Origin of the sequence: Lelliottia sp. 489 (assembly GCF_050435885.1) — a bacterium.
In the GTDB taxonomy this organism is placed as follows: domain Bacteria; phylum Pseudomonadota; class Gammaproteobacteria; order Enterobacterales; family Enterobacteriaceae; genus Enterobacter; species Enterobacter nimipressuralis.
In genome coordinates this window covers 482,582-494,766 of the sequence record NZ_JBNDLC010000001.1, presented here as the reverse complement: position 1 = coordinate 494,766, position 12,185 = coordinate 482,582, and the positions used below count along the sequence as shown (strand labels likewise).

The following is a 12,185-nucleotide window of genomic DNA, read 5'->3' as shown; positions in this document are numbered from 1 at the left end:
CATACCTGGAGTGTTTATGTCGCGCCGTTCATTTCCGCACAATGCTGTGGACGCCTTTCTGGTCACCGCTCGTCATCTGAATCTCACCCACGCCGCGAAAGAGTTGTGTCTCACTCAGGGTGCCGTCAGTCGTAAAATTGCCACGCTGGAGTCCTGGTTCGGCTTTTCTCTTTTTGAACGTCATGCGCGCGGGCTGCGGCTTTCATCTCAGGGCAGCGCCCTGCTTCCTGATCTACAGGCCGCCTTCGAACATCTGCTGACCGTCGCGGAACAGGCGCGCGCGCAGCAAACGGTGGTGCGTCTGAAAGTCCCGACCTGCGCCATGCGCTGGCTGGTTCCACGCCTGCTTGAAGTGGAACGCGATCAGCCTGAGCTGCAAATTGCCCTCACCACCACCACCGATCACACGGTGAATTTCAAAACCGAGTCCTATGATGCGGCTATCGTCTTCGGAACGCATCTCAGCGCAGGCGATCTGCTGTTTGAAGAGGCGCTCACGCCGGTGATGAGTCCACTACGAATGAGCGCCCCTCTGGAGTCGCTGACATTCCTGCACCCCACGCGAGATAAAACCGACTGGTCGCTGTGGCTGTCCAGGCAGGAAGAGCTCGCGCTGACAATGCAGCGAAATCAACACTTCGACACCATGGATTTGGCGATAACCGCCGCGATGCAGGGGCTGGGCGTGGCGATTGCTGACGAAACGCTGGTGAGAGAAGATATTCGCGCCGGGCGCCTGGCACGCCCCTTCAATACCAGCGTGAAAACCGGCGCCAGCTATCGGCTGGTGTTACGGGAGTCACGCGCAAAAGCCGCCGGGCTTGCCGCGTTTCGCGCGTGTCTGCTCAATCCAGGCTCACGTGATGCTTCATCACCCGTTTAAACAGGCTCATTCTGGCGCGCATAAAGCGGTTTTCCAGGCGAAATCCTGCATGTTTATTCAAACCAATGCGTAACAGCACATCACGCCCTTTCCGGCAGGCGGGCCAGCGCGTCGGGCCATGTAGCGCATCACAGGTTCGGCTCGCGAAACGCGCAAAATTGACCCAATAATCTGCCACCTGCGCGGCAAAGGCCAAATCGCGCTCGTTCACATACTGGCTGGCAGGTTCCACCTTTCCGAGTGTGTCAAAGACATAGGGCACTTCGTTGCCGTGCCACGCGCCGTTCTGATAGGTTTCGTGTTCCGCTTCCGCAACGTAATCAAACCAGTAGCGCCAGCAGGGTTCGCCGACCCGCTGCTGAGCTTGCATCACCACAAATCCCATGGTCGTAAAAGCCATGTCACGACACACCTGCCGCCCCAGCTCTTCATCCCCCTTCACACCGGGATAAAGCAGCTTGATCAGCCCCAGGCCAAACCGACGTTCACGACGCAGCTTCTGAATTTGCCCGGCGAGATCGATGCCAAACACCGCCATCACGCTGGCTTCGTCACTGTTGGAACCAATCATCACCGGAACCGGGTGCTGGCGGGCCGAGAAAAACACATCCAGCATTGCTTCCGGCAGCACGCAGTCGCCGACAATCGGCGTCGGGGCAATATTGAGGGGAGCCGTCAGTGACCAGAACGCATCGGCGGGGATCGCCCTCAGCTGTTCAGCCGTCGCATTCTCAATGCCAAAATGCGCCGCCAGCGCCTCACCTTTTTGCAGTGCCTGCTCGCGCGGGGTATCAGGAAGCGTGTAACCGCTCTGCACGATCGCCTTGTGAAACAACCCTTTTGCCAGCGGCGAAGCCAGCAGTGACAGCACGCTTCGCGCCCCGGCGGATTCGCCAAACACGGTCACGTTATCAGCATCGCCGCCAAACGCAGCAATATTGTCCTGTACCCAGTGAAGCGCCGCGATTTGATCGTACAGCGCAAAATTATGCACCACATCGGCTTCCTCACCGGCGAGCGCCGGGTGAGCGAAAAAGCCGAGATGGCCCAGACGATAGTTAATGGTGACAACAATGACGTCACGTTGAGCCAGCGCTTTCCCCTGGTAAGGCGGTAATCCGCCCGCGCCAATGGTATACCCGCCGCCATGCAGCCAGACCATCACGGGAAGTGGCTCGGTCAGTTTTGCGGGAGCCCAGACGTTGAGATAGAGACAATCTTCCGAGAATCGCCCTGGGTCGCCCCCGCCCAGTTCCCGGCAGTAGTCGATGTTTTGCCAGCTGGATGCCGAGAACATATTGGCCGGACGGATACCTTCCCAGGAGACGGGTGGTTGCGGCGAGCGCCAGCGCAGCGCGCCAACGGGCGGCGCGGCATACGGAATACCGCACCAGACGTGCACATCATTATCAATAAAACCGCTTAACGCTCCCTGGCGGGTAGTCACTACTGGGGTCGTGGAATTTTCCATACTTGCCTTCTTTTTCCATCACACCCCAGCAGAGTAGCGATTTCAGAGCAAACCGCAACGCCGTTTACTGCGGTCTTCGGCCTGCTGATACAGCGCAAACTCGTCGTTTACCGGGCATCCCAGTGCGGCTTCGAACGCTTCACGACTCGAATTTCCACGGCTGCGCGCCTGGGTTTCATTCCCCAGATTGGACTGGAAAATCCCTGCCGCACTCACCGGCAGAAAATCCTCATAAATAATCGGCTGCGCCACTACCCAGCCACGCTCAATGAGCGGCTGAGGATCGTCGCCCGGGCGGAACGCCTGTCGGTGCGCTTCGCCCGCAGGGGTCAGACGATAGCGGAAATAGGCCAGCTCCTGACGGCGCAGGAACATTTCGCTGTCCGGGAAAGTCTGGAACACCTCCCGCAGATGCAGTTGATGCGTCAAATTATCCTTGCCGGTTCCGGCTTGATTCAGCAGACGGTCATACAGTTCGCGGCCTTTTGGCGTGAGCGCAACTCCGCGCTGTTCGATTTCGCCAAAGCGCGCCGTATGGGTGCCTTTATGCTCTCCGGCAAAAAACACCGGTTCCTCCAGCGCTTTAAAACTGGTCTGGCGCAGTAAAATCGGCACTTCACGACGCGGCGGCCCCTCGATCAGAATCTTCGGCTCAATGCCATATTTCGGCATCAGCTCCTGCACCCGGTCGATATCCAGGGTGCGCGGCGTAAGATGGTTGATATGACATCCCGGGAAACAGACCACATCGGCAATCAGACGGTGCTCATCGTGCAGCGCCTGATAGGTCTCCTGATCGACGGTGGCGTGGCGATGCCAGCGGAACGTCTCCAGTGCTTCTTGAACAAACTCGCGCGCTTGCGTTTCAGTAAACTGCCCTTCTGACTCATGCAGCGCAATCAGTTCCAGGCAGCGCGGAGTAAAAATAGTACGTTGGGCGAGGATCTCAGCCGCGCGTTCGCGCAGGGCGACATTTTCGATAAGCTCCATGCGCAGCAACGAGGTAAACACGCGGAACGGGTTGCGCGACAGCGCGGCGTCATCAATGGGACGAAACGCCGTAGAATGCACCGGGACGCCCGCCTGGGAGAGATCGTAATAGCTGACAGGATACATGCCCATAATGGCAAACATCCTGCGCAAGGTGGACAGCTCCTGAGCGCTCCCCACGCGAATCGCCCCGTGGCGTTCGACGTTTAACCGCGCCAGCTCATCGGCGTTGGCCAGCTGTTCATGTAAGTGCGGATTGTTTTCCAGTACCGCCAGATTCACGTCCGCTACCAGTTCCAGCAGCGTGCCGTACTGCGGAACTTCCTGCTGGTACATCGCTGACATAGCCTGCGAAAAGTGTTCCCGAATATCATCAGCCGTGATGGTGTTCGCCATGATGTCATGCCTCCAGTGAATATTACCTGGAGTGTAGAGAAGGCCGCTGTCGTTGGGGGGAAGAATTTGCGATTTGTGATCCTGACAGACAAGTGGTTATTCCCTGCGCTTTTTCTCTTTCTGCGCGAAGAAAAAACCTCATGAGAATCACCTCATCCACGGGTGAAAAAATTCTTGTAACTCAAATAGATCAAATGTTAATAATATTTTGCTATCAAGTTATCAAAATTAAACATCTTCCCTTGTCACTCGCACGGCTCTGTTCTTAACATCGCATCATGGAAAAAAATGGTTTGTTTAGTCAGCGCATACGCTTGCGCCATCTGCACACTTTTGTGGCCGTCGCTCAACAGGGAACGCTGGGGCGTGCGGCTGAAACTCTTAATCTTAGCCAGCCAGCCCTCTCGAAAACCCTGAACGAACTGGAACAACTCACCGGCGCACGCCTGTTCGATCGCGGGCGTCTTGGCGCGCAGCTCACCTTAGTCGGCGAACAGTTTCTCACCCACGCCGTCAAAGTGCTGGATGCGCTCAATACCGCCGGTCAGGCGCTGAATCGTAAGGACGATCAGATCTCGGATGTGGTCCGCGTTGGCGCACTGCCCACGGCGGCGCTCGGCATTCTGCCTTCGGCGATTGGTCAGTTTCATAAGCAGCAAAAAAACACCACGCTGCAGGTCGCCACGATGAATAACACCATGCTGCTGGCCGGGTTAAAGTCTGGCGAGCTGGATCTGGGCATTGGGCGAATGTCCGATCCAGAGTTGATGGGCGGTCTGAATTACGAGCTGCTGTTCCTGGAATCGCTGAAGCTGGTGGTTCGCCCGAATCACCCGCTGCTGCATGATACGGTCACCCTGAGCCGGGTCATGGAATGGCCGGTGGTGGTGTCACCAAAAGGCACTGTTCCTCGCCATAACGCCGAAGTGATGCTGCAAATGCAGGGCTGCAAGCTGCCATCGGGGTGTATCGAAACCCTCTCGGCCTCCCTGTCGCGCCAGCTGACGGTAGATTATGACTATGTCTGGTTCGTGCCGTCCGGGGCGGTAAAAGAAGATCTTCGCCAGGGCACCCTGACCGCGCTGCCTGTCGCGTCGCCGGGCGCCGGTGAGCCAATTGGTATCCTGACCCGCGTAGACACCCCGCTCTCATCGGGGGCGCAAGCGTTGCTGAGCGCCATCCGCAAGTCGATGCCGATTTAACCGTCTCCCTCCGCTTTCCAGCTGACCCGTTGTGATGACGGGTTTTTTATCGCTTTTAATCAAATAATGCGAAATTTTTTATTAACAATTGCAACAAACAATTTAACAGACTTATCATAGCCACGAATTCACCAAATGGTTCACACCCTATTTCATTCGGTGGGTTTCAAAGCCGTATAAACGGTATTCATCGTATAAATCATCATTAAACCCGTATTCTGTTACCCATTTGGTACAGGCTCTGCGCCCGTGCCACCGGAGGAAAACGAGGTCTTTAAGGAGATAGACATGGCATTTGGCAGCGCGCCACGCGGGGTTCCGAGACTCCTGCAGTGGCTCCTGGTCGTCCTGATGGCAATCATCGGACTGGCGGTCGGCGGGCTGGGCTTTAAGCTCGCCACCGTAGGCGGAAGCTGGTACTTCCTGATCATTGGCGTGGTGATGGTTATCTCCGCCGTTTTAATCCTCATGAATCGCACCAGCGGCATCATTCTGTATGCCATCGCGTTTATCGCGTCGTTATTCTGGGCCGTCAGTGACGCAGGCTGGGATTTCTGGCCGCTCTTCTCGCGCCTGTTTACCCTCGCCGTGCTGGCCTTTTTATGTGCCATTGTCTGGCCGTTCCTGCGCGCAGCAAACGGCAACCAGGCTGTAAATAAAATCCCGGCATTTACCCTTGCCGCCGTGCTCGCCGTAGCGATGCTGGTGAGCTTCGGCTGGATGTTTAAGCCGCAAACGCTGGTCAAGGCTAACGAAGCGGTACCGGTGAAACCCGTCGCCCCAGGCGAGCAGCAGAAAAACTGGGAACACTGGGGTAACACCACCCACGGCGACCGTTTTGCCGCACTGGATCAGATTAACAAGCAAAACATTGGCGAGCTGAAAGTGGCCTGGACCGCGCACACGGGTGATATCCCGGTGAGCAACGGTTCTGGGGCAGAAGATCAGAACACGCCACTGCAGGTGGGCGACACCCTATTTGTCTGCACGCCATACAGCAAAGTACTGGCGCTGGACGTGGATTCCGGTAAAGAAAAATGGCGCTACGATTCCAAAGCCACCGCGCCAAACTGGCAGCGCTGTCGTGGCCTGGGCTTCTTTGAAGACCACAGCGTCGTGACAACGTCACAAACAGATACGCAACCGGCCGCCTGTGCCCGTCGTCTGTTCCTGCCAACCACCGATGCGCGCCTGATTGCCATCAACGCCGATACGGGCAAAGTCTGCGAAGACTTTGGCGATCACGGTATTGTTGACCTCAGCGTTGGCATGGGTGAAATCAAACCGGGCTACTATCAGCAAACCTCTACCCCGCTGGTGGCCGGTAATGTGGTGGTCGTCGGTGGCCGCGTGGCGGATAACTTCTCGACTGGCGAACCGCCGGGTGTGGTTCGCGCCTATGACGTGCACACCGGCAAACTGGCATGGGCCTGGGACCCCGGAAATCCGGAACTGACCGGTCTGCCGCCAGAAGGCCAGACCTATACGCGCGGTACGCCGAACGTCTGGTCTGCCATGTCTTACGACGCAAAACTGAACCTGATCTATCTGCCAACCGGCAACGCAACGCCCGATTTCTATGCTGGCGAACGTACCGCGCTGGACGATAAATACAGTTCGTCAATTGTGGCGGTAGACGCGACTACCGGTCAGGTGCGCTGGCATTTCCAGACCACACACCACGACCTGTGGGACTTCGACCTGCCGTCGCAGCCGCTGCTGTACGATCTCCCTGACGGTAAAGGCGGCACCACGCCGGTGCTGGTGCAGACCAGCAAACAGGGCATGATCTTTATGCTCAACCGCGAAACCGGCAAGCCAGTAGCCAAAGTGGAAGAGCGTCCGGTTCCGGCAGGTAATATTGAAGGCGAACGTTACTCCCCAACGCAGCCGTATTCCGTTGGCATGCCGATGATTGGCAACCAGACGCTGACCGAATCCGACATGTGGGGCGCAACGCCGGTCGATCTGCTGCTGTGCCGCATTCAGTTTAAAGAGATGCGTCACCAGGGCGTCTTTACCCCACCGGGTCTTGACCGCTCGCTGCAGTTCCCAGGCTCCCTCGGCGGGATGAACTGGGGCAGCGTCTCCGTTGATCCGAATAACGGTCTGATGTTCGTCAACGATATGCGTCTGGGTCTCGCGAACTATATGGTGCCGCGCGCGAATGTTGCCAAAAACGCCAGCGGGATCGAGATGGGTATTGTGCCGATGGACGGTACGCCGTTTGGTGCAATGCGCGAGCGTTTCCTCTCTCCGCTGGGCATTCCGTGCCAGAAACCCCCGTTCGGCACCATGTCCGCCGTGGATCTGAAAAGCGGCAAGCTGGTGTGGCAGGTTCCGGTTGGTACCGTTGAAGATACCGGTCCGCTGGGTATTCGTATGCACATGCCGATCCCAATCGGGATGCCGACGCTGGGCGCATCACTTTCCACCCAGTCTGGTCTGCTGTTCTTCGCGGGCACTCAGGATTTCTACCTGCGCGCGTTTGATACCGCAACCGGGAAAGAGATCTGGAAAGACCGTCTGCCAGTGGGCAGCCAGTCAGGCCCGATGACCTACGTGTCGCCGAAAACCGGCAAACAGTACATCATCATTAACGCAGGTGGCGCGCGTCAGTCACCGGACCGTGGTGATTACATTATTGCGTACGCCCTGCCAGATAAAGCGTAAAAGCAGTAATGAAAAAGGGGCCGATTGGCCCCTTTTTTTATCGCCCGGCGACGTTTCACGTTTACGGACGTATGATGTTATCGATGGGGAAAGACATAGCAGCCCATCGATATGTCACCCACTCAGAACGTTTCCCAGTTATCCCCACCGTCAACCACCGCCTGACGCAATGGCGCAGGCTGCGTGGCTGGTGCCGCTTTATTCCCGCGACTGGCGGTTGTGCCGTTAAGACGGAACGCGCCCACGGCTTCGGTCAGACGAGCACCCTGTTCTTCCAGCGATGCCGCCGCCGCAGAAGCTTCCTCCACCAGCGAGGCGTTCTGCTGGGTTACTTTATCCATCTCAGAGATCGCCTGGCTCACCTGCACGATACCCCGGCTCTGCTCGTCGGAGGCTGCGGCGATCTCCAGCATGATATCGGTGACGCGTTTCACGGCTTCAACGATTTCATTCATGGTATTCCCCGCAGCAACCACTTCGCCGGAACCCTGGTCGATCAGCGTGACGGATTCATTAATCAGGCCTTCAATCTCTTTTGCCGCATTGGCGCTGCGGCTTGCCAGCGTACGCACTTCGCTGGCGACCACGGCAAATCCGCGCCCCTGCTCACCCGCACGGGCCGCTTCCACGGCAGCGTTAAGAGCCAGGATGTTGGTCTGGAAGGCGATGCTGTTGATCACCGCCGTGATTTCCGAGATTTTCTTCGAGCTGGTAGAGATATTGCTCATGGTTTTCACCACGCCAGAGACCATCTGGCCGCCACGGCTGGCTTTCCCGGAAGCGTCTTCCGCCAGTTTGCTCGCATGATGGGCATTATCGGCGTTCTGTTTCACCGTCGCCGTCAGCTCTTCCATGCTGGCAGCGGTCTGTTCGATGGCCGCCGCCTGTTGTTCGGTGCGGGAGGAGAGATCGGTGTTACCGGCAGAAATCTCGCTGGTGCCACGGTAAATCTGCTCTGCGCCCTGGCGAACCGTTCCGACGGTATTCACCAGCGAGTGCTGCATGGTTTGCAAATCGCGGGTTAAACGCCCGATCTCGCTGCGACCGGTCAGGTCGTCCGCCATGGTCAAATCCCCCTTCGCAATCTGTTCGATGCGGCGGGCAGCGCGTTGCAGCGGATGAATCACCGTGCGGCGCAGTACCACGAAGGTCATCGCGGTCAGCACCAGCGCCAGCGCAAAGGCGCCGACCATAAACATCAGGCCAAGCTGAGTACGCTTGTGAGCGTCGGTTGTGAGGGCATTCGCGCGATCGGTACGGATCTTAATCGCCTTCAGCAGGATTTCGTTGTAGCCATCGTCCAGCGGGCGCGCAGACTCATTTTCGTGATTAATGATGGCTTCAAACATGCCGTTTTTGGCGTATTTCAGCATCGGCTGCAGGCCGGTAATATAGGCATCAAAGCGAGTTTTCAGCTCACCATCCAGCGCTTCGTCCGCAGGCGTGCGCACGGCACGATTCATATAGGCGGCGAAGCTCTCCTGCGACTGCTTAATACGCGTCTCGGCTTCAGCGATGTTTTGCTTCATCGCGTCCATCTCAGCGATACGGCTGGCCGCACCGGCATGGATCATATTGATGCGCGCCGTGCGTAAATGGTTCGAGCTATTCGACAGCCCCGTACGTACCTGGATTTCAGACGTGACATCCTGCAAATCCGTGTCAGCCTGCAGCAGGAAATACCCCGCCAGAGCCGAACTCAATGCGAATAACAAAATGATGCCACCGAGAATTGAGGAAAACAGCGGAACCAGCCGGATATGATGCAGGAAGCTCAGCGTTTGCGGGCTGCGCATCGTTTTTGTGTTGTCCATGACCGTCGACTCTCTTTATAGGTAAATGCGTGAAAAACACGCCTGTAAAATAGTCATCGGCACGGCAGGAAATTTGCTTATGGCTAAAAGCGCCAGACAGGTCACACTTTAGAAAAGAATATGCAGGAAGGGCCAGCGGCAAAAAACCGCTGGCAGAATAATTAGTTGCTGCCGAAATGTATGACGGTGCGGATCGACTTTCCTTCGTGCATCAGATCGAAGGCTTCGTTGATCTGCTCAAGCGGCAGACGGTGGGTAATGAACGGGTCGAGATTGATTTTCCCGGCCATCGCATCCTCGACCATCCCCGGCAACTGGGTGCGACCTTTTACGCCGCCAAATGCGGAGCCGCGCCAGACGCGCCCGGTCACCAGCTGGAATGGACGGGTTTTGATCTCCTGACCCGCCCCTGCCACACCGATGATGATGCTCTCGCCCCAGCCCTTGTGGCAGCATTCCAGCGCAGAGCGCATGACATTCACGTTGCCGATACATTCAAAGCTGAAATCCACGCCGCCGTCGGTCAGTTCAACAATCACATCCTGAACCGGTTTGTCGTAGTCTTTCGGGTTGATGAAATCCGTTGCGCCCATTTCACCGGCCAGTTTGAATTTCTCCGGGTTGGTATCGACTGCGAGGATGCGCCCGGCTTTCGCCTGTACCGCGCCCTGAATCACCGCCAGACCGATCCCGCCGAGACCAAACACCGCCACAGTGTCGCCCTCTTTCACTTTCGCCGTGTTGTGTACCGCGCCGATACCGGTGGTCACGCCGCAGCCCAGCAGGCAGACTTTATCCAGCGGGGCCTGTGGATTTACTTTCGCCAGGGAAATCTCCGCACAAACGGTGTATTCGCTGAAGGTACTGGTGCCCATGTAGTGATAAATCGGCTCACCGTTGTAAGAGAAACGCGTGGTGCCATCAGGCATCAGGCCTTTGCCCTGCGTGGCGCGAACGGCCTGACAGAGGTTGGTTTTACCGGATTTACAGAACTTACACTCGCCACATTCGGCGGTGTACAGAGGAATAACGTGATCGCCCGGCTTCAGGCTGGTGACGCCTTCACCAACTTCCACTACCACGCCACCGCCTTCATGGCCTAATACCGCCGGGAAGACGCCTTCCGGATCGTCACCCGACAGGGTAAAGGCATCGGTGTGGCACACGCCCGTATGGGTGATTTTGATCAGCACTTCGCCCTTCTTCGGCGGCGCAACGTCAATTTCGACGATCTTCAACGGCTGGCCGGGGCCAAATGCGACAGCTGCACGTGATTTCATATTTCTTTCCTTTATGTGATGCCAGTGTTTTATTTTAGATAAGAGCGTAGCAAATGACCGACTTCCGCCATGCGAACCGCACGCTGGTCGGCGGTGGTTTCGCCCGTCACCAGCTCATCTTTAAGGTGAATTTCGACCATCTCGCCCATCAAACCGTTCGCCGCACCGCGAACCGCCGCGATTTGCTGCAGGATGGCAAGGCAGGGTTCGCCGGACTCCAGCGCACGCTCAAGGGCATCAACCTGCCCCCGAATGCGTCGCACGCGAGTCAGAACGCGTTTTTTGTCTTCGGGTGAATGAGGCATACGCCCTCCTCATTGATACTGTAGGGGGGTATAGTAACTACATTCATTCTCTCAAGCAAATGATCAACGGGCCTTGTCTAACAACGCAGACCTAAACGGAATTTTATGACGCGGATAGCAATGGTTGGCGACGAGTGAGCAAAGGGTTGTGGAGGGAGACGTTTAGGAAGTGTATTCACGCAGCCTTGAGGAAAATCCGGGAACCTGCCGACATCGGTCAGGTCCCGTAAACACACAGCACTGCAGATTTGGATACACCCTGTCCGTGGTGGATAGTGCATTTATAATCGTTCACCCTGTGTTTGTCATGGATATATTCATGACTGAAATACAACAGACTTAAAGCAAATCATCGGGTTAAAGCTCACCTTAAGAACGAATGTTTATTCGCTTAACTGGAATGGATCTTTTTATTGATTGATGTCGGAAATAAATACAAAAAACCCGCTGACGAGAGCGGGTTTAGGACAGCCTGGAAAGATTATCAGGAACGCTTTTTCGGCATCATGCGCAGCAGCGTGTTGTCCTTCCAGTAATAGTGATGCAGCAGCGCCGCAAAAGCGTGAATGCCGATGACGAAATAGCCAATGTTCGCGAGCGTGACGTGCCACGCCTTCAGGCTGTCCACCAGATCGAAATTCGCTTCTGCCGCATGGGGCATCACCAGGCCGAAGGCCAGCCACGGATTACCGCGGTTGTACATCATCACCAGGCCAATCAATGGCAAAGCAATAAACAGCAGATACACCACCAGATGCCCCAGATGTGACATCCCGGTGATCATCGGTTTTGGCTTAGGCTGAATAGGCGGTGCCGGGAATTTCAGGCGTACCAGCAGACGCGCCACCATCAATACCAGGATCGAAATCCCGCAGGAAACATGAATCATATTAATTACCGGACGCGCGCTGCGGGGGAAGAATCCTCGCAGCTCCATCGCCGCGTAAGCCACGATAACCAGAAGAAACACCAGCCAGTGAATGCCAATTTGCAGGCCAGTATATTTATTACGCATATGATTTCCTGGAAAAGGTCGAACAAAGGGTCAACATAACGGGCTTTCCTTAAAAATTCATTAACTTTTCTTTATGGGTTTTCAAAAACTTCGCCTGCTCATGAATCATCTTCAATTGCCTCACCCGCCGACATGGTCTAAGCCTGGAGGAGTTTT

General features: G+C 56.3%; 9 protein-coding genes. 3 read left to right on the top strand and 6 right to left on the bottom strand.

Annotated features, from left to right (window positions below; translation table 11 throughout):
* Positions 1-16 precede the first annotated feature (16 nt).
* Complete coding sequence (locus tag ABIE11_RS02505; RefSeq protein WP_194512502.1) at positions 17-883, top strand: LysR substrate-binding domain-containing protein; 867 nt, start codon at positions 17-19, stop codon at positions 881-883.
* On the opposite strand, the gene ABIE11_RS02500 is transcribed toward ABIE11_RS02505, so the two are convergent.
* Together ABIE11_RS02500 and hglS are read right to left on the bottom strand one after the other, a co-directional pair.
* Entirely contained in the window at positions 846-2,354 is a 1,509-nt protein-coding gene (locus ABIE11_RS02500) for a carboxylesterase/lipase family protein (protein WP_429183870.1), read from the bottom strand. The genes ABIE11_RS02505 and ABIE11_RS02500 overlap by 38 nt on opposite strands.
* Before the next feature lie 42 nt (positions 2,355-2,396).
* Positions 2,397-3,740 carry a 2-oxoadipate dioxygenase/decarboxylase HglS gene (hglS, locus tag ABIE11_RS02495; RefSeq protein WP_429183868.1) on the bottom strand — a complete coding sequence of 448 codons (1,344 nt, stop codon included), beginning with the start codon at positions 3,738-3,740 and terminating at the stop codon, positions 2,397-2,399.
* A 278-nt stretch (positions 3,741-4,018) separates the two neighbouring features.
* Here hglS and ABIE11_RS02490 point away from each other — a divergent pair, with 278 nt between their 5' ends.
* Both ABIE11_RS02490 and ABIE11_RS02485 read left to right on the top strand, forming a co-directional pair.
* Complete coding sequence (locus ABIE11_RS02490; protein WP_100780215.1) at positions 4,019-4,942, top strand: LysR substrate-binding domain-containing protein; 924 nt, start codon at positions 4,019-4,021, stop codon at positions 4,940-4,942.
* 288 nt (positions 4,943-5,230) lie between these two features.
* Positions 5,231-7,615, top strand: coding sequence for a glucose/quinate/shikimate family membrane-bound PQQ-dependent dehydrogenase (locus ABIE11_RS02485; protein WP_429183866.1), 2,385 nt, complete (start codon positions 5,231-5,233; stop codon positions 7,613-7,615).
* Positions 7,616-7,737: 122 nt separating this feature from the next.
* On the opposite strand, the gene ABIE11_RS02480 is transcribed toward ABIE11_RS02485, so the two are convergent.
* The 4 genes from ABIE11_RS02480 to cybB all read right to left on the bottom strand — a co-directional run bounded on the left by ABIE11_RS02480 (position 7,738) and on the right by cybB (position 12,029).
* On the bottom strand, positions 7,738-9,429 hold the full coding sequence (locus ABIE11_RS02480) for a methyl-accepting chemotaxis protein (RefSeq protein ID WP_129034880.1): 1,692 nt from the start codon (positions 9,427-9,429) through the stop codon (positions 7,738-7,740).
* A gap of 161 nt (positions 9,430-9,590) precedes the next feature.
* Positions 9,591-10,709, bottom strand: a complete 1,119-nt coding sequence (locus ABIE11_RS02475; RefSeq protein ID WP_100780218.1) for an S-(hydroxymethyl)glutathione dehydrogenase/class III alcohol dehydrogenase — start codon at positions 10,707-10,709, stop codon at positions 9,591-9,593.
* Positions 10,710-10,738: 29 nt separating this feature from the next.
* The gene (locus ABIE11_RS02470; RefSeq protein WP_032610935.1) at positions 10,739-11,014 is read right to left on the bottom strand and encodes a metal/formaldehyde-sensitive transcriptional repressor; all 276 of its coding nucleotides are present in this window, start codon (positions 11,012-11,014) and stop codon (positions 10,739-10,741) included.
* A gap of 484 nt (positions 11,015-11,498) precedes the next feature.
* Complete coding sequence (gene cybB, locus ABIE11_RS02465) at positions 11,499-12,029, bottom strand: cytochrome b561 (RefSeq protein ID WP_100780220.1); 531 nt, start codon at positions 12,027-12,029, stop codon at positions 11,499-11,501.
* Positions 12,030-12,185: the final 156 nt, after the last annotated feature.